Source organism: Parasaccharibacter sp. TMW 2.1884 (assembly GCF_023337695.1).
Taxonomy (GTDB): domain Bacteria; phylum Pseudomonadota; class Alphaproteobacteria; order Acetobacterales; family Acetobacteraceae; genus Bombella; species Bombella apis.
This window is the reverse complement of the sequence record NZ_QORR01000002.1, coordinates 134,330-158,576: the sequence shown is the minus strand read 5'-3', so window position 1 is coordinate 158,576 and position 24,247 is coordinate 134,330. Positions and strand designations below refer to the sequence as shown.

General features: G+C 60.1%; 23 protein-coding genes. 10 read left to right on the top strand and 13 right to left on the bottom strand.

All coding sequences use genetic code 11. The annotated features are described in order from the left end of the window. Positions 1-97: 97 nt before the first annotated feature. The 3 genes from DTI93_RS04995 to DTI93_RS04985 all read left to right on the top strand — a co-directional run bounded on the left by DTI93_RS04995 (position 98) and on the right by DTI93_RS04985 (position 5,480). Positions 98-2,686: an MMPL family transporter gene (locus tag DTI93_RS04995; RefSeq protein ID WP_086431646.1), complete on the top strand. Its 2,589-nt coding sequence runs from the start codon at positions 98-100 to the stop codon at positions 2,684-2,686. Between the two features lie 418 nt (positions 2,687-3,104). After that, entirely contained in the window at positions 3,105-4,823 is a 1,719-nt protein-coding gene (locus DTI93_RS04990; RefSeq protein WP_081562396.1) for an alginate export family protein, read from the top strand. A 162-nt stretch (positions 4,824-4,985) separates the two neighbouring features. Continuing rightward, positions 4,986-5,480 (top strand): flavin reductase, encoded by a 495-nt coding sequence (locus tag DTI93_RS04985; RefSeq protein WP_192848701.1) that lies wholly within the window; start codon positions 4,986-4,988, stop codon positions 5,478-5,480. Between the two features lie 6 nt (positions 5,481-5,486). Here DTI93_RS04985 and DTI93_RS04980 read toward each other — a convergent pair whose 3' ends face one another. The 4 genes from DTI93_RS04980 to DTI93_RS04965 all read right to left on the bottom strand — a co-directional run bounded on the left by DTI93_RS04980 (position 5,487) and on the right by DTI93_RS04965 (position 9,108). After that, a complete protein-coding gene (locus DTI93_RS04980; protein ID WP_081563321.1) occupies positions 5,487-6,776 on the bottom strand; it encodes an Nramp family divalent metal transporter in 1,290 nt (429 codons plus the stop codon). A 56-nt stretch (positions 6,777-6,832) separates the two neighbouring features. Then, complete coding sequence (locus tag DTI93_RS04975) at positions 6,833-7,081, bottom strand: DUF3297 family protein (protein WP_043559024.1); 249 nt, start codon at positions 7,079-7,081, stop codon at positions 6,833-6,835. 169 nt (positions 7,082-7,250) lie between these two features. After that, entirely contained in the window at positions 7,251-7,721 is a 471-nt protein-coding gene (locus tag DTI93_RS04970; RefSeq protein ID WP_086431576.1) for a RidA family protein, read from the bottom strand. Positions 7,722-7,818: 97 nt separating this feature from the next. Beyond that, positions 7,819-9,108, bottom strand: coding sequence for an O-acetylhomoserine aminocarboxypropyltransferase/cysteine synthase family protein (locus DTI93_RS04965; protein WP_249079838.1), 1,290 nt, complete (start codon positions 9,106-9,108; stop codon positions 7,819-7,821). A gap of 235 nt (positions 9,109-9,343) precedes the next feature. Between DTI93_RS04965 and DTI93_RS04960 the strand changes: the two genes are divergently transcribed. Then, a complete protein-coding gene (locus DTI93_RS04960; RefSeq protein WP_249079836.1) occupies positions 9,344-10,120 on the top strand; it encodes an alpha/beta fold hydrolase in 777 nt (258 codons plus the stop codon). A gap of 82 nt (positions 10,121-10,202) precedes the next feature. On the opposite strand, the gene hisD is transcribed toward DTI93_RS04960, so the two are convergent. From hisD to gmk, 3 genes are read right to left on the bottom strand one after another with little or no spacing between them, the layout of a single operon-like run. Then, positions 10,203-11,495 (bottom strand): histidinol dehydrogenase, encoded by a 1,293-nt coding sequence (hisD, locus tag DTI93_RS04955; protein WP_249079834.1) that lies wholly within the window; start codon positions 11,493-11,495, stop codon positions 10,203-10,205. Continuing rightward, positions 11,495-12,187 carry an ATP phosphoribosyltransferase gene (gene hisG / locus DTI93_RS04950; protein ID WP_043559032.1) on the bottom strand — a complete coding sequence of 231 codons (693 nt, stop codon included), beginning with the start codon at positions 12,185-12,187 and terminating at the stop codon, positions 11,495-11,497. The genes hisD and hisG overlap by 1 nt, the downstream gene beginning before the upstream one ends. Positions 12,188-12,236: 49 nt before the next feature. Beyond that, complete coding sequence (gene gmk, locus DTI93_RS04945) at positions 12,237-12,860, bottom strand: guanylate kinase (RefSeq protein ID WP_043559423.1); 624 nt, start codon at positions 12,858-12,860, stop codon at positions 12,237-12,239. A gap of 256 nt (positions 12,861-13,116) precedes the next feature. On the opposite strand from gmk, the gene pqqA reads away from it, so the two are divergent. The 6 genes from pqqA (at position 13,117) to DTI93_RS04915 (ending at position 17,434) form a co-directional block, all read left to right on the top strand. After that, positions 13,117-13,197, top strand: a complete 81-nt coding sequence (gene pqqA / locus DTI93_RS04940; protein ID WP_043559425.1) for a pyrroloquinoline quinone precursor peptide PqqA — start codon at positions 13,117-13,119, stop codon at positions 13,195-13,197. A 167-nt stretch (positions 13,198-13,364) separates the two neighbouring features. Beyond that, positions 13,365-14,282, top strand: coding sequence for a pyrroloquinoline quinone biosynthesis protein PqqB (pqqB, locus tag DTI93_RS04935; protein WP_043559430.1), 918 nt, complete (start codon positions 13,365-13,367; stop codon positions 14,280-14,282). Next, positions 14,279-15,010 (top strand): pyrroloquinoline-quinone synthase PqqC, encoded by a 732-nt coding sequence (gene pqqC / locus DTI93_RS04930; protein ID WP_043559033.1) that lies wholly within the window; start codon positions 14,279-14,281, stop codon positions 15,008-15,010. Before pqqB ends, pqqC begins: the two co-directional genes overlap by 4 nt. Before the next feature lie 29 nt (positions 15,011-15,039). Next, a complete protein-coding gene (gene pqqD / locus DTI93_RS04925; RefSeq protein ID WP_081562403.1) occupies positions 15,040-15,342 on the top strand; it encodes a pyrroloquinoline quinone biosynthesis peptide chaperone PqqD in 303 nt (100 codons plus the stop codon). 20 nt (positions 15,343-15,362) lie between these two features. Continuing rightward, on the top strand, positions 15,363-16,469 hold the full coding sequence (pqqE, locus tag DTI93_RS04920; protein ID WP_249079898.1) for a pyrroloquinoline quinone biosynthesis protein PqqE: 1,107 nt from the start codon (positions 15,363-15,365) through the stop codon (positions 16,467-16,469). A 167-nt stretch (positions 16,470-16,636) separates the two neighbouring features. Beyond that, the gene (locus DTI93_RS04915; RefSeq protein ID WP_081563323.1) at positions 16,637-17,434 is read left to right on the top strand and encodes a polyprenol monophosphomannose synthase; all 798 of its coding nucleotides are present in this window, start codon (positions 16,637-16,639) and stop codon (positions 17,432-17,434) included. A 79-nt stretch (positions 17,435-17,513) separates the two neighbouring features. Here DTI93_RS04915 and rfbD read toward each other — a convergent pair whose 3' ends face one another. The 6 genes from rfbD to DTI93_RS04885 all read right to left on the bottom strand — a co-directional run bounded on the left by rfbD (position 17,514) and on the right by DTI93_RS04885 (position 24,152). Then, entirely contained in the window at positions 17,514-18,404 is an 891-nt protein-coding gene (gene rfbD / locus DTI93_RS04910) for a dTDP-4-dehydrorhamnose reductase (protein WP_249079832.1), read from the bottom strand. Positions 18,405-18,449: 45 nt separating this feature from the next. After that, entirely contained in the window at positions 18,450-19,010 is a 561-nt protein-coding gene (rfbC, locus tag DTI93_RS04905) for a dTDP-4-dehydrorhamnose 3,5-epimerase (RefSeq protein ID WP_081562405.1), read from the bottom strand. 77 nt (positions 19,011-19,087) lie between these two features. Further along, positions 19,088-20,011: a glucose-1-phosphate thymidylyltransferase RfbA gene (gene rfbA / locus DTI93_RS04900; protein WP_227449732.1), complete on the bottom strand. Its 924-nt coding sequence runs from the start codon at positions 20,009-20,011 to the stop codon at positions 19,088-19,090. Continuing rightward, the gene (gene rfbB / locus DTI93_RS04895) at positions 20,008-21,063 is read right to left on the bottom strand and encodes a dTDP-glucose 4,6-dehydratase (RefSeq protein WP_043559038.1); all 1,056 of its coding nucleotides are present in this window, start codon (positions 21,061-21,063) and stop codon (positions 20,008-20,010) included. The genes rfbA and rfbB overlap by 4 nt, the downstream gene beginning before the upstream one ends. 190 nt (positions 21,064-21,253) lie before the next feature. Next, the gene (locus DTI93_RS04890) at positions 21,254-22,666 is read right to left on the bottom strand and encodes a mannose-1-phosphate guanylyltransferase/mannose-6-phosphate isomerase (protein ID WP_192848695.1); all 1,413 of its coding nucleotides are present in this window, start codon (positions 22,664-22,666) and stop codon (positions 21,254-21,256) included. 136 nt (positions 22,667-22,802) lie between these two features. Beyond that, the gene (locus DTI93_RS04885) at positions 22,803-24,152 is read right to left on the bottom strand and encodes a glycosyltransferase family 39 protein (RefSeq protein ID WP_249079831.1); all 1,350 of its coding nucleotides are present in this window, start codon (positions 24,150-24,152) and stop codon (positions 22,803-22,805) included. Positions 24,153-24,247: the final 95 nt, after the last annotated feature.

The following is a 24,247-nucleotide window of genomic DNA, read 5'->3' as shown; positions in this document are numbered from 1 at the left end:
GCCAGGTTCCTTCCGGTCCGGCCGAGACGCCTTCTGGCCCCGGCCTTTCTGTTATATGCAGGGTGCCTGCACGGTCACAAAGAGGTCAGATTTCCCCATGCTTTCCACTCTGACAAGCCGCCTCAATGCGTTCTGCGGCCGTCATGTCACCCTTGTCCTGACCATCTTCATGCTCCTCTGCGTGGGATCAGCCTGGCTGAGCATGACCCAGCTGGGCATCACGACAGAGACGGACAGGCTGTTTGCCGACACGCTGCCATGGAAGCAGAAAAACCGTCAGATAGAGAGCCTCTTCCCCGGCGAGAAGAACACCCTCGTCGCCATCATCAGCGCTGCCACGCCGGAAGAAGGCCGGGAAACCGCCAATGCCCTTACGGCTGTCCTTTCCCGGGACACGACCCATTTCGACCGGGTGGACCAGCCGGATGCCAACCCTTTCTACACCCGGAATGCCTTCCTCTTCATCGATACGAAGCAGCTGGAACCGCTGATGGATTCCACCATTGCTGCACAGCCCTTCCTTGGCATGTTGGCAGCAGACCCCTCGGCCCGTGGGCTGTTTGGCACATTCAGCCTCATGGCCACGGCCATACGCAGCAATCAGCCCATCCCTGCCAGTTTCAATACCGCTCTTGATGGCCTGACACGGACCCTCAACGATGGTCTTGCTGGCCATGCTGTTCCTCTTTCATGGGAAAAGCTGCTGGCCGGTGGCCTGAGCGACCTAGGCAGCCATTACCAGTTTGTCGTCACCCACCCGAAACCTGACTTCACCTCCTTCGAACCGTCCGAAGCCGCTACGGCGGCCATGCGGACCGCACTGGACAGCCTGCCTACTGTAAAGGCTGGTCGGGCCCATGCGCTCATCACCGGAGAAGCCAAGCTGAGTGATGAGGAATTCTCCACCGTGGCCCAGGGCATGATCATCGGGCTGTTCATCTCCCTCGCCCTTGTCACGCTCTGGCTCCTGCTGGCCGTCCGCTCGCTGCGGGTGGTCATTCCCATCCTCCTCACGCTCATCATCGGACTGCTGCTGACAACCGGCTTTGCCACACTGGCCGTTGGTACCCTCAACATGATCTCCGTGGCCTTTGCCATCCTGTTTGTCGGCATTGCCGTGGATTTTGCCATCCAGTTCGGCGTGCGTTTCCGCTGCCAGAAGGATGAACAGGGGCGGCCTCTCTCCCCCCTCGCCGCACTGGACCGCACAGGCCTGGAAAGTGGCGGCCAAATATTTGTTGCCTCTCTGGCCACCGCAGCGGGCTTTCTTGCCTTCACGCCCACCAATTTTGTCGGCGTGGCCCAGCTGGGGCTGATTGCCGGTGGCGGCATGGTGATCGCTTTCATCTGCACGCTGACGCTGCTGCCTGCCCTGCTGCGATTCTTCCGGGCCATGCCGGGGGACAACCTCCGGGGATTCACCTGTCTTGAACCACTGGACAGGGCCCTGCACCGTTTCCGCCTGCCCGTGCTGGCCATCTTTGCCGTGCTGGGGCTCATCGGAGCCGGGCTGGCGCCATCCCTCATGTTCGATGCCGACCCGCTCCATACCAAAAATCCCAATACGGAAGGCATGAAGGCCCTGAGCCTGCTTGAGGAGAACCCTCTCACCACACCCTACAATGCCCAGGTGCTTGTCCCCGACACGGCAACGGCAGGCCGGCTGGCCGCCGCTCTTGGCAAGCTGGACAGCGTGCATGATGTTCTCTGGCTGGGAGCTCTGGTCCCGGACGATCAGGAAACGAAACTCCAGCTGATTCATGAAGCTGCCGACATCCTGCTGCCCACGCTTTCCGTTGCCCATCCGGCACCGCCCCCCTCGGCAGCGGACCTCCGGGCAGCAGCTCTCAAAGCGGCACATGATTTTGATGGGCTGGATGACAGGCTTTCCCCTTCCCTGAAAGCCCTTCATGCAGCGCTGGAACACCTCTCCACAGCACCCGATGCCACGCTGATGGCCACCAATGAAGCCCTGACACGTTTCCTGCCGGGAGAGCTGAGCCAGCTGAAGGCGCTGCTCGCCCCGTCCCCCATCACCCTTGATACCATCCCCAAAGACATACGCAGCGACTATATTGCCTCCACAGGGGCTTACCGGCTGATCATCCACCCCAATGGGCGCATGTCCGAAACGAAAACACTCCACCATTTCGTGCATGAGCTGGAAAGCGTAACCCCGGACATCTGCGGCCCTGCGCTGGAGATCATCGCCAGTGCGCAGACCATCACACACGCCTTCATCACGGCGGCCCTGTGTGCCATCGTGGCCATCGCGCTGATCCTCTTCGCCACGCTGCGCCGCCTGCTGGATACGCTGCTTGTCCTGCTTCCGCTGCTGCTTTCCTCCCTGCTGACCGTCATTCTGATCATCACGGTGCCGGAGCAGCTCAATTACGCCAACATCATCGCCCTGCCGCTGCTGCTGGGCGTTGGTGTTTCCTTCAACATCTATTTTGTCATGAACTGGCGTGCGGGCCTTCAGAACCAGCTTTCATCCCCAACAGCCCGGGCCGTGCTGTTTTCTGCCCTGACAACCGGCTCCGCCTTCGGCTCACTGGCAGCTTCAGCCCATCCGGGGACAGCCAGCATGGGCCGGCTGCTGCTGCTCTCTCTTGGCTGTACGCTGGTCTGCACCCTTCTGTTCATCCCGGCCCTGCTGCCACGCCACCGAACGACAAAAGACTGACCGGCTGAAAGGTGAACATCCTCACCTTCTGCTGGATCATCCCTGACACCTGCCCATGCTGGCAGATGTCAGGGGCTCACCGTTCCGTGAAAAAAGTCAAGTGCATCTTATATGAAAATCACAGAGAAAAGGAAATCCTATAAATAAATAGGTAATAAAATTTCCCCCTACCCTTCTTTTTCAGGGCAGGACATCTGATCAACATCAAAGAATAATCCACTGTTTTATAATGATAATCTCAAGAAAAAACCACGGATGGAGCAGGTCCGTTTTTTCCGTCTGAAAGGTTTTTCATGTTATTGTAAAAGGTTTATTCTGTAAGAACCTTTTGCACATTCTTGCCTTAAATCAATGTTGAGGAGCATTTTTTCCCGTCTTCTTCCGCTCAGCAATTCACAGACGAGCCTGACAGAAGACAATGAGACATTTCTCCCTCTCCCGCACCATCCTATGTACCACACTTCTGGCAACAGGTTTCGGCACTGCTTTTTCCTCCGCTCATGCTGAAACCTCCACACTGGATGCACCACAACAGCGCAGCATTCTGGACCGCATCATGCACACGGCTCCCGGTGGTTGCCCCAAGGATGACGGAAAAACCACCCCCAACCCCTACGGCGTCTGGGCACGGGGCGATGGCAGCGAGACGGGCTTCGGCCCGGTCTCCCAGTATGGCACACCCGCCGGGATGGACAGCATCAGTGCCCCCGGGAAAGGCATCTGCGACAGGGGCGATCCCTTCGATTCCTACAAACACATGAAGCTGAATGACAGCGGGTCCATCTGGCTCAGCCTTGCTGGGGAAACACGCCTCAACAACTGGTATGACAAACGCCCCGTTTTCGGTGCGGCCATCGACCCCACCACCTCCATGAAGGCACGGCCCTTCAATTCAGGCCGCTTTGCCGTCCGCAACCTCTGGAGTGCCGACCTGCATCTCGGCCAGCACGTGCGCTTCTTCGGCCAGCTCATCAATGCCGATGCTGGCGGGTGGCGTGGATACAGCTATGACGGTACGTTCCGCAAAAACCTGGACCTGCAACAGGCTTTTGTAGAACTCAGCGGGAAGGCTGCGGGGGGGCATGGCGGCTTCATTTTCGGTCGCCAGCAGTTCCTGGATGCCCCGGATTACATGATCGGCAACCGTGACGTGCTGAACGTGCCGCTCAGCTGGGATGGTTTCCGCATCTATGAACACTGGAACCGGGTCCGTTTTGACGGCTTCTACTTCATCAACACAAAAAACAACCATACGGACAGCTTCCGTGGCGGCAATTCCCTCTTCCACGACACGCTGGATTACAAGACACGGCTGTACGGGGCCAATGTCACCATCGCTCCGCCTGATTTCCACTTTCTCGGCGAGAAGGGCTATTCTTTCATCAACCTTTTCTATTACGGTTATGAAATAAATGGCGGCCCTGCCCAGCAGACCGTGATGTACAACGCCTCCGCCCTCGGCCACACGAAGCGCAACAATTTCGGCCTGCGCTGGCATGGTGAGGCCGGTCCCATCAGCTTCTCTTTCGGCGGGGCCTACCAGCAGGGCACGTTCTACCAGTCCTACAACAGGGCCAACCATTATGACCGCATGAACCGCAACGTGAATGCCTGGTCCATGAACGGTACGGTGGATTACCACTTCCGCCATGTCATGTGGCATCCAACCATTGGTGTGCAGGGTGATGCCTATTCCGGCGGTGGTGCCCGTGGAACGACCGGCAGCGTGAACACCTACATCGAGCCGTTCGGCGTGAACACCAACTACCTGGACCCGACCAACTACCTGACCGGCCAGAACCTGATCGACTTCGCCCCCAAGGCCAGCTTCTCACCTACCAGTTACCTAACCTTCCAGCTGAAGCTGCCCATCTACTGGCGTTACAGTGCAGGGGACGACACCTACTCCATCTATGGCCGCAACATCTTCCAGCGGCAGTTCACCTCCGGCATGTTCAACTCCTACAATCATGATTCCTTTGTCGGCATTGCCCCGCAGATGGCCGCCAGCCTGCGTCTCGGCCCGCATCTGACATGGGATCACCACGTCGTCCGCTTCCTCACCTCCCATGCCATGCATCAGGTTGGTGCCCGCGACGCAACCTACTATCAGTCCTCCCTGACACTGACCTACTGAGCACCGGCGTCACACGCCCTTTCCCAGATCGCCCCTGCCGTGATGCCACGCAGGGGCGATCTGCGTTCCCACCTCTCGGGAATGGCATTTGCATCCCTGTGACAATGAGTCCATAATCAGTCCTTCATTGGTCCTGTTTTATCACTACCAGAAGGGTCCGCCATGCAGGCTGTCTTTCGCAACGCCATGAGCCGCCTTGGCTCCCCTGTCGTTCTTGTCACGACTGATGGTCCAGCAGGCCGACATGGGCTGACTGTCTCTGCCATTACCAGCGTGACGGACACGCCTCCCACCGTTCTGGTCTGCCTGAACCGCAGCAACCAGTCCCATAGGGCCTTTCTGGAAAATGGCAGGCTGGGCATCAGCATTCTCGGCAAGGGGCATGACACTCTTGCCTGCGCTTTCGCCAACAGCACCCTTTCTTCTACAGACCGTTTCGGTTACGGAACATGGCAGACTGGTCCGCTTGGCTCACCGCTTCTGGATGGTGCCCTTGCCACGCTCGACTGTACGATAGACGATACCCACAGCATCGGCACACATGACGTGCTGATCTGCCGTGTGCATACCATCACCGTCAAAGACGGAGCTGGTCACGGTCTGACATGGTTCGACCGCAGCTTCCATTATCTGCCCCCGAAATGCACACCCTGCTGACACGCTTCAGAAAAGGGCATCTCCCAGCAGCTTGATGTTCAGTCCGACAATCACCAGCACAACCAGCCAGGACAGCACAGCCAGAAGAGGGGAAAGATGGAATCGCCCCATATGCTTCCGGCTGGACACGAACCAGACCAGCGGAACCATGGCGAAAGGCAGCTGCATGGACAGCACGACCTGACTGAACACCAGCAGGTCACCCACCTTGCCCTGCCCGAAAATGGCGATCACGACAATGACGGGCAGAACAGCCAGCCCCCGGGTCAGCAGACGCCGTGCCCAGTAGGGCAGACGAAGATGCAGGAAGCCTTCCATGACAATCTGCCCGGCCAGCGTCCCCGTCACGGTGGAGTTGGTACCCGCAGCAAGCAGGGCTACGGCAAACAGTGTGGAGGCCAGCCCGAACCCCAGCACGGGGGAGAGGAGCTTCCACGCATCGCTGATCTCCGCCACGTCCTGATGCCCCGTGCCATGGAACGCCGCTGCTGCCACGATCAGGATGGCTGCATTGATGAAGAGGGCAAGCGTCAGGGCCAGTGTACTGTCCCATGTAGCCCAGCGCAGCGCATCCTCCCGCCCTTCATCCGTGCGGGTATAGGTACGGCTTTTGACCAGCGAAGAATGAAGATAAAGGTTGTGGGGCATGACAGTCGCCCCGATGATGCCTATGGCCACATAGAGCATACCCGGATTGGTAAAAACCTCTGACGAGGGGAGAAACCCTTTCAGCACCGCTCCAACAGGCGGGGCCGCTGCGACAAGCTGCACACCAAAACAGACAGCAATGATCCCCAGCAGGGTGATGACGAAAGCTTCCAACGCTCTCATGCCCCGCCGCATGAGCAGCAGGACAATGAACACGTCCAGCACGGAAATCAGCGTTCCGGCCATGATGGAGATGCCGAACAGCAGATTCAGGGCCACAGCCGTGCCGATGACCTCCGCCAGATCACAGGCGATGATGGCCAGTTCACAGGTCAGCCAGAGAGGCAGGCTCAGCCCCCGGGGCAGCCAGTCCCGGCAGGCCTGTGCAAGGTCTTTCCCCGTGACGATCCCCAGCCGGGCGGCAAGGGCCTGAAGCAGGACGGCCATGATGTTGGCCAGCAGAATGACGGACAGCAGCCGATAACCGAACTGGGCCCCGCCCTGGAGGTCGGTCGCCCAGTTGCCGGGGTCCATGTACCCCACGGCCACCATGTAGCCCGGCCCCACGAACGCCAGAAACCGGCGGAACCAGAAGCTCGCCCTTTCCGGCACTGTGACGGCACCGTGTCCGGCATCCCCCACAGGCATGGCAGCATCAGCCTCTTTCACGGTTCCGCCCCTCCCGTCATCCGCACCTGCCTGGCTCAGGCATCGGCCTTGTCCTTGAACCACACCTCAACCGGGCCAGTCAGCTTCAGTGTCATGGGCCGACCACGACGGTCCAGCGTCCGCCCGACGGACACGCGGATCCAGCCTTCACTGATGCAATATTCCTCAACATTGGTCTTCTCTTCTCCCCTGAAGCGGACCCCAATACCACGGAGCAGAATCTCCTCATTGAAGTACGGGCTGTCCGGGTAGATCGAGAGACGATCAGGAACTGTATCACTCATCCGTCAATTCATCCTTTTACAGAGTATTGCCACACCACCACGGCACGCTTCTGGTGATGATGATCCTCCTCCATAACAGGCAACCAGCCAAAAAGAACCCCCCAATGTGATACGGGCCGCCACCCCCTCAGGGATGGACGGCCCGTCCTCATATCTGACAACCGGACAATCAGACGACTTCAAACATCGCTTCAACCTCAACCGGCGCATTCAGCGGCAGGCTGGGCACCCCGACGGTGGAGCGGGCATGCTGCCCGACTTCCCCGGCGAAAACCTCCGCTGCCAGATCAGACGCCCCGTTCATCACGGCAGCATGATCGGTAAAGTCCGGCGTGCAGGCCATGAAGCCCCCAAGACGCACGACACGGCGCACCCGGGACAGATCACCATTCAGGGCCGTGTTCAGCTGGGCCAGAATGTTGATGAAACAGGCCCGGGCACAGGCCGTCCCCGCCTGATTGGAGACCTCGGCCCCCAGTTTGCCGGTAATCAGCAGCTTGCCATCCACCAGCGGCAGCTGCCCCGACACGACCAGCAGGTTCCCCGTCCGCACGACCGGCAGATAATTGGCAACCGGGGCTGCCGCCACGGGCAATTCGATGTTCAGTGCAGCAAGGCGGCTTTCTGGTGTGGACATGATGATCTTCCTTTCCTGTTCATCACTTCATTGAATGGGCTGACCGTCACACTGCGCCGTAAAGAAAGCCTTGCCAAGAGGAAGAGACGGGAAACACCCTTCATCCCGCTGCACGATCCAGTGCCTGAGCCAGATCAGCCAGAATATCCTCGGGATGTTCCAGCCCGACAGACAGACGGACATAGCCCGGCGATACACCAGCCGCCTTCTGTTCCGCCTCGCTCAGCTGTGCATGTGTGGTGGACGCCGGATGGATGGCCAGACTCCGGGCATCCCCAATATTCGCCACATGATAGAAAAGCTCCAGCGCATCAATGAAACGCTGACCCGCTTCCCGGCCACCGGGCAGCTCGAATCCGACAAGTCCACCCAGTCCTCCTTTCAGGACGGCTTCGGCCCGCTGACGGGCCTCCCCCTCCTGCACGGCAGGATGGATCACACGCTCCACATCACGACGCGCCTGCAGGAACTGCACCACCTTCAACGCATTCTCGCAATGGCGGGGCATCCGCAGGGGCAACGTCTCCACACCCTGAATGAGCTGGAACGCATTGAAAGGCGACAGAGCCGCCCCGCCATCCCGCAGCAGCACGGCCCGGGCCCGCAGCGCATAGGCCACCGGCCCCAGCGGGCGGGCGGCCTCCGTCCAGATGGCACCATGATAGCTGGGGTCAGGCCGTGTCAGCAGTGGATGACGCTGCCCCCAGTCAAACTGGCCACCATCAATGATCAGCCCGCCAATGGATGTCCCATGCCCGCCAATATATTTGGTGGCCGAATAAACCGTAATGGCAGCCCCCTGCTCCAGCGGGCGGGCCAGCAGAGGGGCTGCAGTATTATCCACAATCAGCGGAATCCCCTGCGCCCGCCCTGCCTTGGCAATGGCCGCCATGGGCGGCACAACCAGCTTGGGATTCGGCAGGGTTTCCAGATACCAGGCCCGTGTCCGCTCATCGCTGGCCGCCTCAAAAGCAGCCGGGTCAGAGGGGTCCACGAAACGGACCTCCACTCCCATGTTCTTCAGCGTATGGGCAAACAGATTCCATGTTCCGCCATACAGGTCCGTCCCGCTGACAATATTGTCCCCTGCTTCTGCCAGTGTCTGTATCGCCACGGTTGCCGCCGCCTGGCCGGACGCCACAGCTACGGAGGCCGCACCTCCCTCCAGCGCCGCCATGCGTTTTTCAAACACATCCACGGTCGGATTGGTCAGGCGGGAATAGATCATGCCCACATCCTTCAGCGCAAAACGATCCGCAGCCTGCTGGCTGCTCTCGAACTGATAGGATGTTGTCTGATGGATGGGTGGCACGACCGATCCCGTTACCGGGTCTGCCCGCCAGCCTGCATGAAGGGCCAGTGTTTCAGGGTGCTGTATCTTCCGGGCCATTGGAGCGTCTCCTTGCGTGCATCATGACATCGGCTCCACCGTGCCCGAGAATGCCCCCGTCCGTCCAGCACCGCGCTCCATGCCTTCTCTGCCGCAGCTCCTGCCAGAACCATTTCTTTACAGAAATGAAGAAACTGCAATAGCTCTCATAGGTAATATAGGATTGATTTTATCCAGAATGACTCTATAAGCAGCGCTTCTTCCTGTTTTTTCAGTCCGTTAAAGAGTTACAGTCATGCAACTTGCTTCCCTTGTTCGCAATGAGACGGGTGTGGACAATGCACCGACAGTTGTCATGCTTCATGGGGTTTTTGGGCGGGCCCGCAACCTCGGCATTCTCCAGAGAGCCTTGAGTCCCTATTTCAACACGGTTGCGTTTGATCTCCGATGCCATGGCGACAGCCCCCATGCGCCCATTTCCTACCCGGAAATGGCCAAGGACGTGCTGGAAAGCATGGATGCCCTGGGCATTGAAGACGCCTACATCGTGGGGCACTCCATGGGCGGCAAGACGGCCATGGCCACTGCGCTGACGGCACCGGAGCGCTTCAAGAAACTTCTGGTAGCGGACATTGCCCCGGACATCATGATCCACGGTCAGCACGATCTGGCGCAGCAGCTGTACCACACGCCGCTCCCGGCCCTGAACAGCCATGCCGAAATCCGCAAGTTCCTTCATGACCTGACAGAAGACCCTTCCGTTGGCGAGCTGATCGCCCAGCACATCACGCCCGGCAACCCGGCCCGGTGGAACATCGGCGTGACGGACATCGTCGCCAGCTTCCCCGTCATCCAGTCCTGGCCGGATGTCTTCAAGGGCAAGACGTGGGACGGTCCGGCCCTGTTCATCCGGGGCGGAAACTCTCCCTACATCAAGCCGCAGCATCATGATGTCATCCGGAGTTACTTCCCCCAGGCGGACATCAAGACCATTCCCAACACCGGGCACTGGCTGCATGTGGAAGACCCGACCAGCTTCAACAGCCTGATGCTGGAGTTCCTGCGGGGCTGAGCACAACCTCCCTCCAGTCCGGAACGAAGAAGGGCCGCTCCCATGCCGGGGCGGCCCTTTCTTCATGACAGGGTCTCCTGCCTCACCCCTGCTTCAGACGTTCCGACAGGCTCATGGCATGGGCGTCCAGCCCTTCCTCCCGGGCAAGAATCACACCGGCGGGGCCGACCTTCTTCAGCCCCTCCATATCCGTCTCGATGGATGTTGTCCGCTTCAGGAAGTCATAGACGGAAAGGCCGGAGGCAAAACGGGCTGTGCGGCTGGTCGGCAGGACATGGTTGGGACCACCGACATAATCCCCGACTGCCTCCGGGCAGAACCGCCCCATGAAAATCGCCCCAGCGTGACGGACCTTCCTGCTGAAGGCTCTCGGGTCATCCAGCAGGACCTCCAGATGTTCAGGGGCAAATTCGTTTACCACCTCGGCCGCCTCATCTTCCGACCGGACAATCACGACTGCCCCACAATCCTCCCAGCTTCTGCGGGCGATCTTCGCCCGGGGGAGTGTTTTCAGTTCTTCTTCCACTGCCACAATGACCCTGTCGGCAAAGGCTTCATCCTGCGTGATCAGGACGGACTGCGCCTGCTCGTCATGTTCTGCCTGTGCCAGAAGATCAATCGCCACCAGACGGGGATCATTGCTGCCATCCGCCACCACCACGACCTCGGACGGACCAGCAATGCTGTCGATTCCCACATGGCCGAACACCTGCCGCTTGGCTTCCGCCACGAAGGCGTTGCCCGGCCCCACGATGCGGTCCACCGGAGCGATGCCCTGCGTGCCATAGGCCAGGGCACCCACGGCCTGCGCCCCGCCAATGCGGTAAATCTCCGTCACGCCACAGAGCCGGGCCGCCTCCATGACCAGCGGATTCAGCACGCCATCCGGTGTCGGCACGCACATGGCCAGCCGTCTGACACCAGCCACATGAGCCGGAAGGGCGTTCATCAGCACGGAGGACGGATAGGCCGCCTTGCCACCGGGCACGTAGAGGCCGGCGGCATCCAGTGCCGTCCAGCGCATCCCCAGCCGCAGCCCGGCATCATCCGTATAATCGAGGTCCCTGGGCAGCTGGGCCTCATGAAACGCCCGGATGCGCTCTGCCGCCAGGGCAAGGGCCTCCTTCGTCTCCGGGGCAACACGGTCTGCCGTCTCCCTGATCTCCGCCTCACTGATGCGCAGCTGGTCGGAGGTCAGGGCCAGCCGGTCGAACCGCTCCGTATAGTCACAGAGAGCTTCATCGCCCCGTTTCTGCACATCGGCCAGAATGGCCCGTACCGGCTCCGCCACGGAGCCGCTCTGCTCACCACGGCGGGCCAGAACGGCCTTCAGCTCCGTTGCGAACTGCGGTGATGTCGTATTCAGGCGTTTCATCAGATGGACTCTCCCTTCCGGGCAGACTGGGCAACGGCAGACCGGAACCGTTCGATCAGGCTGCCGACTTCCTCGGGGCGGGTTTTCAGGGCGATGCGGTTCACGATCAGGCGGCTGGTCACATGGGCGATGGTTTCCACCTCTTCCAGCCCATTGGCCCGCAGGGTGGAGCCTGTATCCACAAGGTCCACGATCACGTCGGCCATATCCAGCGCCGGGGCCAGCTCCATCGCCCCATGCAGATGCACGATCTCGGCATTGATGGCGCGGGAAGCGAAATGGCGGCGGGCAATGGCCGGATATTTGGTCGCCACCCGCAGCCGGGACCGTCCTTCCGGCGGCTCTTCATCCCCGCTTCCCTTCGGGCGGGCCACGGCGATGCGGCACCCGCCAATGCCAAGGTCCAGCGGTGCATAGAGATCGGGATAATCGAACTCCATCAGGACATCCGCCCCGCAGACACCAATATCAGCCCCACCATAGGCCACGAAGGTTGCCACATCGAAGGACCGGACCCGCACGACATCCAGCCCCGGCTCGGACGTGGGAAAACGGAGGCGGCGGCTGCTCTCATCGAGACAGTCCTGCGCCGGTTCAAACCCCGTATGATGCAGGACAGGACGTAGGGCCTTGAGGATCCGCCCCTTGGGGAGGGCCAGAATAAGCGGCGTCTTCGCCTGCATATCAGTCATCAGTAAGCTCCTGCTTGCAACATACGGGGCCAGCTTATCAGAGCCGCTTTCAGCCCGCTACTGGCCAGAGGGCGGCAACATCCCGGCGGCGGGCACGGGCCAGACGGCTGGCCGACAGCACGGCCCGTGCCTCTTCCACAGCCCGGTCCAGATCATCATTGACCAGAACGTAGTCAAACTCCGGCCAGTGCGAAATCTCGCTCATGGCGGCCTTCATGCGGGAGGCGATTTCCTCCTCACTGTCCGAGTTCCGCCCACGCAGGCGGGACTCCAGCTCTTCCAGCGAGGGAGGCAGGACGAACAGCCCCACCACATCATCCGGCATGGCCCGGCGCATCAGGCGGCAGCCCTGCCAGTCAATGTCCAGAATCACGTCACGCCCGGCGGCAAGAGCTTCCTCCAGCGGCGCACGGGGAGTTCCGTACCCACGGCCGAATACCTCTGCCCACTCCAGCAGCTCACCATTGGCCGCCATGTGGCGGAATGTTTCCAGATCACGGAAGTAATAATGAACGCCCTCTTCCTCACCGGGGCGGGGGGAGCGGGTCGTGACGGACACGGACGTGAAGATGGTCGGGTCAGCCTTGCGGAGAGCCTGCGCTATGGTGGATTTTCCCGCCCCTGATGGTGCCGAAATTACCAGACACACGCCCCGTCGTGACTGCTCAACCATACCCTGCCTCATCTGCTTCCCTGTTCTGCCGTCCGGATGGCCTGCCCATCCACGGCCTCCGTTCCTGCCAGAAAAACACCTCCTTTGCCAGCAGAGGCCCGCTGTCACCCCACCGCATGGCCGGAATACCGTCAGGCCCGGGCTGCCTCTCATGTTTCTTCTGGCATTTCCGGCTGTTTCTGCTCTATCCTGCCTTAGCAGGTTCGTTTCCTGTCCGGGACACGGCCTGTATTGACCATAAAAAAGGAGTCCCATCATGGCATGGAACACACCGAAAGTAACCGAGATCCCTCTGGGCGGCGAAATCAACTCCTATGTCTGCGGCGAGAAGAAGTAATCTCCGCACGGGCATATGCGTGACAGGGAGGTGTTGGCAGACATGCCTGACCTCCCTGTTTCCGCACCTGATGGATCGGCGGGGCAGGTCCGTAGCCTGAGAGCGTCGCAGGTGCATAATACGGACACAACCAGCTGCTGCACTGCTGGGGAAAGGTGGTCTCTGTCGTGCTTGATGTCATTATTCTGGGCGCCGGTGCCGGTGGCGGTTTCCCGCAATGGAACTCCGCTGCACCGGGCTGCCTTCAAGCCCGTGAGGGCAGAAAAGCCAAGCCTCGCACGCAGGCCTCTCTGGCCGTCAGCGGTGATGGGGTTCACTGGTTCCTGCTCAATGCCTCACCGGACCTGCGCCAGCAGATTCTCGCCACCCCGGCCCTCCAGCAGCATGGCAGTACCCGTGGGACGCCGATCCAGGGGGTCATTCTTGCAGGGGCGGAAATTGATGCGATTACCGGCCTGCTGACCCTGCGGGAACGAGAACCCTTCACTCTGATGGGCAGCCCGTCTACCCTGGCCCAGCTGGACCGCAATCCCATTTTTGAGGCGCTGGACCGCAGCATCATTCCCCGCATCGCCCTTTCGGAAGGCACGACGGTGCCACTTCTCCTGAAGAACGGAGCCCCATCTGGCCTTGTGCTGGAAGTTTTCACCGTTCCCGGCAAGGCGCCCCTTTATGCCGAGGCGGAAGGCACAAAGCCTGACGACACGCTGGGTCTCTCCATCTCCGATGGACAAAAGACCATGCTCTTCGTCCCCGGCTGTGCCGAGATCACGCAGGCCCTGAAGGACCGTGCCAGCCGGGCTGACCTGCTCTTTTTTGACGGGACGCTCTGGCAGGATGACGAGATGATCCGCACGGGCCTCAGCCCCAAGAGCGGGCACCGCATGGGGCATGTCTCCATGAATGAAACAGACGGCCCGCTCCGACAGTTTGCTGCCTGTACAAGGCCGAAGAAATTCTTCGTCCATATCAACAATTCCAATCCTGTCCTCCTGGAAGACAGCCCCCAGCGTCAGGCAGCCGAGCAGGCGGGCTGGGTCATTGGTGAAGACGGGATGAGACTCAAGACCGAGGGACCGTCATGAACACTCTCCTTTCTCCTGACGAGCTGGAAGCCCGCCTCCGTGCTATCGGGGCGGAGCGCTATCACCGCCAGCACCCGCTTCACAAAGCCATGTATGAAGGCAGGCTGACCAAGGGTCAGCTACAGGCATGGGCCCTGAACCGCTATTATTATCAGGCCCAGATCCCCCGGAAGGATGCCACCCTGCTCGCCCGCCTGCCCACGACAGAGCTGCGCCGTGAATGGCGCCGCCGGATTGAAGACCATGACGGTACGGCCGAAAGCCCCGGCGGCATTGCCCGCTGGCTGAAGCTGACCAACGGCCTGGGGCTTGATGATGACTATGTGACGAGCCTGAAGGGCCTGCTGCCTGCCACGCTGTTTGCCGTGGATGCCTACGTGGCCTTCGTGCGGGACCGCTCCATCCTGGCGGCCATTGCCTCCTCCCTGACAGAACTCTTCTCACCGACCATCATCGGGGAACGCATGGAGGGGATGCTCCGCAACTATCCCTACATCTCAGAAGATACGCTGGCCTACTTCAAACCCCGCCTGACACAGGCCCCGCAGGATTCCACCTTTGCGCTGAATTACGTCAAGGAACATGCCCGCACGCCGGAGCAGCAGCGGGAGGTCCTCGGTGCACTGGAGTTCAAATGCGCCATCCTCTGGCAGCTGCTTGATGCTCTGGACCATGCCTATGTGGAAGGCCATGTTCCGCCCGGTGCGTTCGTCCCTGAAACACCCTGATTCCTCTCCTGCCCGTCTGAAAGCTGTCCATGTCCTCCCCATTGCCCACGCCACCTGTCAGAGTGACTGAAGATGACTGTCCCGGTTTCAGCCGGGGTTACCGCCTCCAGCATGACAGGGTGCGGGAGCAATGGGTGATCCAGGCCCCCGAGCGGGCCCTGCTGGCAGACCCCATTGCTGTTGCCATCCTCCAGGAGCTGGATGGACAGACCCGTCTCGGTACGGTCATCGACCGGCTGGCAGCACGCTACGAGGCCCCTAGGGAACAGATTGCCACGGATGTGCTCGCCCTGCTCTCCGAGCTGACGGAGAAGAGGATTCTCCGACTGTGAGCGGGACACCAGACAGCCCCATGACAAACGGAACCTCCACGCCTCCCCCGGCTCCCATGAGCCTGCTGGCCGAGCTGACACACCGCTGCCCGCTCTCCTGCCCCTACTGTTCCAACCCTGTGGAGCTGGAGCGCAAGGCACAGGAACTTGGCACGGAAGACTGGCTGCGTGTGCTGGAGGAGGCAGCCGGAATGGGCGTCCTTCAGGTCCATTTCTCTGGCGGGGAGCCCATGGCCCGCCCTGACCTCTACACCCTCATCTCCCATGCCCACAGGCTGAACCTCTATACCAACCTGATCACGTCTGGTGTTCTCATCACACCTGAGACCATGAAACGGCTTGATGAAAGCGGGCTGGACCATGTGCAGCTCTCCTTTCAGGATACCGATGGACCAGAAGCGGACCGGCTGAGCGATTTTAAAAGCGTCCAGCCCCGCAAGCTGGAGGCAGCCCGCCTCATCACGCAGGCCGGCATCCCCCTGACGCTGAACTTCGTACTGCAGAAGGCCAACATTTCCCGCATTCCCGCCATGTTTGCTCTCGCCCGCCAGCTTGATGCCCAGCGTGTCGAGATGGCCCATACCCAGTATTATGGCTGGGCCCTGAAAAACCGGGCAGCCCTGCTACCATCCCGCACACAGCTGGAAGAGGCGGGCCGCCATGTCGAGGCCGAAATGGCAAAAGGCGGGCTGGCCATTGATTATGTCACGCCAGATTATTATGCCGAACGCCCCAAACCCTGCATGGGGGGCTGGGGGCAACGCTTTCTCAACGTCTCACCCTCCGGCCATGTCCTGCCCTGCCATGCAGCGGAAACAATCCCCTCCCTGCACTTCGACAATGTGCGGGATCATTCACTCAGCCATATCTGGTACCACTCACAGGCTTTCACCCTCTTCCGGGGAACTGACTGGATGCCGGAGCCCTGTGCCTCCTGCGCCCGCAAGGAAATTGACTGGGGCGGATGCCGCTGCCAGGCACTGGCCCTGCTCGGAGATGCCTCCCAGACCGACCCTGTCTGCTCCCTCTCTCCCCATCGCCACCTGATTGATGACGCCATTGCAGAAGCAGAACAGACTGACGAACAGGCGTTCATCTATCGTCGTATGGGCCAAAAGACTTTCTGAACAGCCCCCTGTCTCCAGAAGCACCAGAACTTCATTTACACATCTGAAATAATGGGAAGCAGTTCCATTAACAAGATATTATGGCATCCCGCACGGGCAGGGTCATTACCTTGCGCTCACCTGTCATCCCCCTTATTAGTGGACATCCCCCTCACATGGAATCTGCTATGACCGCCCCTGAGATCAGCATCATCATCCCATGCTACAATGAGGTCGAGAACGTTGTCCCCGTCGTAGATGCTCTGGAGACCGTCCTGAGTGGCATGACATGGGAGGTTGTCTTCGTGGATGACAACTCCCCCGATGGCACGATGGAAGCTGTCCGCCAGCTGGCCCAGAAGAAACCCTACGTGCGGGGGCTGCTGCGTATTGGTCGGCGAGGGCTGTCCTCCGCCGTGATTGAAGGGGCCCTCAGCGTGTCTGCTCCCCTGATTGCTGTCATGGACGGCGATCTCCAGCATGATGAAGGCTGTCTGCCCCACATGATTGCCGCCCTGCGGGATGGTCGGGCAGATATCGCCGTTGCCAGCCGGCACATCACGGGTGGCAGCAATGAGGGGCTTTCCAGCGTCTGGCGCCGCTTTCTCTCCAATACCGGCATCTGGACAGCCCGCCAGCTTCTCAATGTCCCCCTGACAGACCCGATGAGCGGCTTTTTTGCCATGCGGCGTTCCGTCTTCATGGACCGTGCCCCCCGGCTGGATGGCACGGGCTTCAAAATCCTTCTGGACATCATGATCGCCCGGCCTGAACCTCTGCGGGTTCAGGAAATTCCCATGAATTTCCGGGACAGGGCCCATGGGGAAAGCAAGCTGGATTCTGGCGTCATGCTCTCCTTTGCACGGATGCTGACCAAACACAGCTTCCGCCGTCGCCCCCGGCTGACCTATGGCACGACAGCTCTTGCGGGTGCCGGGCTCTTCTGGGCTGGATGGCGCCTGCTGTCCCGCAAACGATCAGCCTGATTCACAGCGCCACCGCTGATATGAAAAAAGGCCGCCCCATTGGGAACGGCCTTTTTTCATCCCCTTCGGCAGGGCCTCTTCAGGCCTCAGGCTTCAGCAGGGTTCTGACTGTCCGGGCCACACTGTCACGCCAGTCTGGCATTTTCTGCCCGAAAACACGCTCCAGCCTGCCATTGTCCAGGCGGGAATCCGCCGGGCGGGCCGCCGGTGTGGGCCAGTCTGCCGTAGTAATGGCCTCTACCTTCGGCATGGGCTGGCCATGACGGGCGGCTTCCTCCAGAGCGTGGCAGGCAAGCTCATGCCATGTGGCCTCACCAGCGCCCGCGGCATGATAAATACCAGCATAGGAATCCTGCCAGCCTGTCTGTCTGATCGTCCCGATGATGCCCAGAATCACAGCGGCCAGATCATCGGACGAGGTCGGGTTTCCCCGCTGATCCCCCACCACACGCAAGTGGGGATTCTTTGCCCCCGCATTCAGCATCGTCTTGACGAAATTCTTGCCATGAGCGGAGTAGACCCATGCCGTCCGCAGGATGATGCTCTGGGGCTGCGCTTTCAGAACAGCCGTCTCCCCATCAGCCTTGGTCCGCCCATAAACCGTGACAGGATTGATCGGATCACTCTCCAGATAGGGCGTTCCCTTCCGGCCATCAAAAACATAATCCGTCGAGACGTGAATGAACGGAATCCCCCGGCGGGCAGCCTCCTCAGCCAGACGGGCCGGGCCAGCATGGTTGCCCTGCCGGGCCCCTTCCTGTTCCGTTTCAGCCAGATCGACCGCCGTCCAGGCCGCCGCATTGACAATAATATCAGGCTGGTATGTCTCAATGGCCGCAGCCAATGTCTCCGGGGCTGCAAAATCCACCTCCGGGCGGCCAACGGTCACGACATGCTCCCCACCCTGATCTCTCAAGGATGTGGCAAGCTGGCCTGTCCGGCCGATCACAAGAATGGAAGGCTTCGTCATGATGAAGACCCTTTCATGCCAGAAAACACGTAGCCCGCACGGGACTCACCGGTACTCGAACCACCCCTTGGCAGCCTCGAAGGAAGGGGCTTCCAGGTCTTTCTCCGAGAGAACAGCCTCCCCCGGGGCCACCGGCCAGTCGATCCCGATCTGGCTGCAATCCCAGCGCACGGAACGCTCGGATGCCTTGTCATAAAAACCGGTGCATTTGTACTGCACCTCGGTATTTTCCTCCAACGTGACAAAACCATGCAGGAACCCGACAGGCAGCCAGAGCTGGGACCAGTTTTCAGCCGACAGTTCAACACCGACCCACTGGCCGTAAGTCGGTGAGCCAGTGCGTGCATCTACCGCCACGTCCCAGATGGCCCCCCGTGTCACCCGCACCAGCTTGCCTTGCCCATGAGGGGCCAGCTGGCAGTGCAGCCCACGCACCACACCCTTCTGACGGGACAGACTCTGGTTGTCCTGCACGAACGTATCAGGAATGCCAGCCGCAGCCATGCTCTTCTGATTGTATGTCTCGGAGAAGAACCCTCGATTATCCCCAAAACGGGCCGGCGTCACCTTCACGATGCCGGGCAGGGACAGTGCCTCAACCTTCATCTCGTCATCTCCTCATCTCTCTGTTTCATGGCCCGATACAGGAGCCTCCCGGACGGGCAGAACCGGGGCAGGCAGCCTCACACCACTACCGGCCCACTCTCTGCTGCCACATAAAGCAGCATCTGCCCAAGCGGCGTTTTCTTCATCCTGGTGCCTGTCTCCAGAAGCTGCGCATGGGAGATGAATCCCATGCGATAGGCTGCCTCCGTTGGTGAACCAACCAGCAGCCCCTGCCGGGACTGGATGGCCTGCACGAACGTACCGGCCTGCATCAGGCTGTCCGGTGTTCCAGCATCCAGCCACGCACACCCACGGGCCAGCCGGTCCACCTCCAGCGTTCCTTCCTCCAGATAGATGCGGTTCAGATCCGTGATCTCCAGTTCACCACGATCACTGGGACGCACCCGACGGGCAAAGTCGCACACCCGCCCATCATAGAAATACAGCCCTGTCACCGCCCACTGGGAGGGAGGTGTGACCGGTTTTTCAATAATATCAAGCGCCCGCCCAGCCTCATCAAATGCCACAACGCCATAACGCTCCGGGTCCCGCACCTGATAGGCGAATACCGTCGCACCATGAGACCGCTGTGTGGCATCCCGCAACATATGTCGCAGCCCATCAGCAAAAATGAGGTTGTCCCCCAGAATCAGGGCACAAGGCGCACCATTGATCCAGTCTTCGGCAATATGAAAAGCCTGTGCAATCCCCTCCGGCTTCGGCTGGACACGATAGGTGAAAGTCACGCCAAACTGCTCACCCGTGCCCAGCAGACGCTGGAACTGCGCCTGATCATCCGGCGTGGTGATGATCATGATATCCCGTATCCCTGCCAGGATCAGGGTCGTCAGCGGATAATAGATCATCGGCTTGTCATAGACAGGCAGAAGCTGCTTGGAGACAGCCAGCGTCATCGGGTACAGGCGCGTCCCGGACCCACCGGACAGCAGGATACCCTTTGTTGGCGGTTGGTCAGTCGTTTCTTTCAGCATACCCGTCATGCCTCAGCTCCCAGTCTCCGGCCATCGTACCGCTGGCGGCGCAGGCGCTGCCACCATGCCCTGTTATCCAGATACCACTGGACAGTCCTGCGCAGGCCTGTCTCGAAATCGTGCTCCGCCTCCCAGTCGAGACAGCGCTCGGCATGGCTGGGATCAATCTCATACCGGAAGTCATGCCCCGGCCTGTCACTGACAAAAGTGATCAGCCGCTCCCTCGGGCCGGCCGGGTCCGGCTCCAGCTCATCCAGCAGGGCGCATATCCTGCGCACAACCTCCAGATTGCTACGGGGCTGCCTGGCCCCGATGGCGTAAGTCTCACCCGGTCTGCCATGCTCCACAGCCCGGACCAGTGCCCTGGCGTGATCCTCCACAAAGAGCCAGTCCCGCAGATTCTCGCCCTTGCCGTAAACAGGCAGGGGCTTGCCCTCCAGCGCATTGATGATCATGAGCGGGATCAGTTTTTCCGGGAAATGCCAGGGCCCGTAATTGTTGGTCGTGTTCGTCACGAAGGCCGGAAAACCATAGGTATGGTACCAGGCCCGCACCAAATGGTCGGAAGCCGCCTTGCTGGCCGAATACGGGCTGCGGGGATCGTAGGCCGTCTCCTCCGTAAAAGGAGGATCCTCCGGTGACAGATGACCGAAAACCTCGTCCGTCGAGATGTGAAGAAACCGGAATCCAGCCTTCTTCGCCCCATCCAGCCCCATCCAGTACCGGCGGGCTACATCCAGCAGACAGTACGTCCCCACGATGTTGGTCTGAATGAAGGCACCCGGCCCCTCGATGGAGCGGTCAACATGGCTCTCTGCTGCCAGATGCATGATGGCATCCGGCTGGAACTCTGCCAGAGCCTTCTCCACGGCTGGCTGGTCATTGATGGAAATACGCACATGACGGTAGCGTGGATCGGACGCCACGGCAGCCACCGTCTCCTCGGAGGCTGCATAGGTCATGCAGTCCACATTGAGAACCTGATGGCTGGTCCCCTCCATGAGGTGCCGCACGACAGCGGACCCTATGAAGCCGCATCCACCTGTTACCGCAACCCTCATCATGCCTCCTCATCCATCAATCTGTCGGGGGAACTTTACCCAAAAGCCCCCCCACTGCCGACAATTTTCCCGCTACCCTCTGTTCATAATAAACATATCAGGCAAAAAAACGGTTTCCATTCCTGAAAGTCCACCCGATACATGGGCCACATGTCCGGGCTCCTGCCAGTAATAGTAACGATGATGGCACCTACCGCTGATACACGTCATCCAGACGGACGATGTCATCCTCTCCCAGATAAGGGCCGGACTGCACCTCGATCAGCGTGACAGGGATGCGACCCGGATTCTCCAGCCTGTGTACGCAGCCAAGCGGCAGATAGATGCTCTCATTCTCCCGCACCGTGATCTGCTCGTCATCCCGTGTCACGAGGGCCGTACCCGCCACGACAACCCAGTGCTCCGAACGGTGGAAGTGCTTCTGGAGGGACAATTTCTCCCCGGGACTGACATGGATCCTCTTCACCTGGAAACGGTCCCCCTGGATGAGACTCTCATAGAATCCCCATGGGCGGTACATGCGGACATGCTGTTCCGCCTCCGTATGGCCCTCATCCCGCAGGCGTGACACCATGTGCTTGATGTCCTGCGCCCGCTCCCGATGTGACACCATGACGGCATCCCCCGTCACGATGATGATGAGATCATCCACACCGGTCACGGTCGCCACGATGCCATCGGACTTGACGTAACAGTTCCGGGCACGGTCCAGAAACACGTTGCCCTGTACGGCATTACCGTTTTCATCTTTGGGGGTCAGCTCCCAGACGGCATCCCAGCTGCCGACATCCATCCAGGAGAAACTGGACGGCACGACTGCGGCACGATCCGTCCGCTCCGCCACGGCATAATCCACGGAAATGGATGGGGCACGGGAGAAAGTTTCTCCGGCCAGCTGAACAAAGCCAAGGTCGCAGCTGGTTTCCTGCACTGCACGGGACACGGCCTCATGAATGGCCGGTTCGTATTTTTTCAGTTCCTCAAGGAAGACACGGGCACGGGCCACAAACATTCCCGAGTTCCAGAGATGCTGCCCATCACTGGCAAGGACCTTGGCCCTTTCGGCATCCGGCTTCTCCAGAAAACGGGCAATGTGATAGGCATTCTCCTGCCCATCCAGGAGGGGGCCCTGCTGGATGTATCCATAGCCCGTTTCTGCCCGGTTCGGCCGGATGCCAAAGGTCACGATATAATCCTGCCGGGCGGCCTCACAGGCCTGCTCCAGCGCCTGCTTCAGCGCTTCCTGCCCCTCTATGGCAGCATCGGCTGGCATGAACCAGAGAATGGCCTCCTCGTCCTGCCGGGCCTGCCAGAAAGCGGCAGCAGCCATGGCAGCAGCAGAATTGCGGGCAACCGGTTCAAGAATGATACTCGCTGCCTCGATGCCTGTCTGCCGCAGCTGCTCAGCCATGATGAAGCGATGCTCACGATTCCCCACCACAATGGGGGCGGCCTCCAGCCCAAGCGCCCGTGTCCGCTGCACAGTTTCCTGAAACGGCGTGTCCCCGCTCAGCAAAGCACAGAACTGCTTGGGATAGCTCTTGCGAGAGACCGGCCAAAGTCGTGTTCCGGACCCACCGGAGAGAACAACAGGAACAATCATCGCACACCTTTCCAGCGCAGGCTGTCATCCAGCCTCTGGTCATAAAAATCATGTGAGCCGCCACGATACCATGTTCATGAGGCTACCGGATAGAGCACCGCCATGCTACCGTCACAATTCTGGCAGCTTCCCTGCCTCAGTGGACGTATCCGAGAAGAATCAGCTCACCATTATCCATGACTGGCCGATAGCCAGCCTTCGCCAGCCAGCCATCCACAGTGAGATTGCCGCTGCTGTAATGGGCCGAGGTACCGTAAAGCTGCACAAGGGAAAACCGGTGCTGGGCGATCACGTTCCGCAGGGCCACAATATCCTGATTTTTCTTCAGCGCCTGTGAAAGATTGAACCCATCAATGGCATCACGGCTATTCGCCCAGTAGCACAGGGCCATATCCGTACAGAGCAGGGATGTGCTGTGCATCTTCAGCGCCTGTATGTAGGTCTGCCACTCACGGTCTTTCAGACTGACCGTCTGGACCTGCCTGTAAGAAGTCACCCCCCACAGCGGCAGCAGGAACAGCAGGGGCAGGCTCATCACGCAGCAGGCCCGGACAAAGCGCTGCTTCTGCTCCGGCCCCTCTGGAAGACGGGCCAGCCCGATCCCGCACAACAGGGTCGCCGCCACAAAGGCATCAAACATGCAATTGTAATCAACACCTTCGCCCAGCGATTCAAGACAGCCGAACAGACAGCCGAACGCCAGAAACAACCCCACCAGACAGGCCGGGTCCTGCCATTTCAGGGAGCGCCATTGCCGGAAGAAGAGCCCAAGCCCGACCAGAAGCATCCCCCCCATGAGTGGCAGCTGCCGCAGGCCATGAATGACCCGCCCCAACCGGATGACCCGCTGATGGAGAAAAACATCCCGGAAAAAACTGACCCCGTAAACCTCGTAGCAGCTGGCAAACCCGACCAGCAGCAGCCCGGCCGCCATCATGCCCCAGAGGACGGCTTTTTTCAGGTCGATGCAGAGCAGCCAGACAGACAGGGCCAGCGGCAAGGCCACGAGATTATGCTTGGTAAAGCCCCCCAGCACGATCAGGACAGCACAGAGAAACAGGCGCCGCCATGTCAGGTCAGCCACATTCCGGCTGACCGCCACGTACAGCCCCCCCAACATCAGGGCCTGGGCCAGCCATTGTGGGTCATTCATCCCGAAATAACCCTGAAAGGCTGTATTCGCCGTGACAAGGAACAGGGATGCCGTAGCCAGGGCCACCGGAAGTCTGCCTGTCACGACCTGGATGATGCGGACGATCAACACGGCCGATGCAAGAACGGACAGGCAGGACAGGATGCGGCCTGTAATGATGGCATCGAACCCGAGCCGGACCAGCCCGCCCATCAATACAAAAGAAAGAGGCGGGTAATTGTTGAAAACAAAACCCCGGTCCGAGGAATAAAGCTGGTGATCTCCACCGGCTGTCCAGCTGGCCAGCTGGGCATTCCACCCCTCATTGACGTCCAGCGGGACATGATGGAACATGACAAGTACAGTCCGGAGACATGTCAGAAGAAACAGAACTGCCCAGGCCAGACACCAGGGCCATACAAAACTGTCCTCTTTTTTAGACATGAACG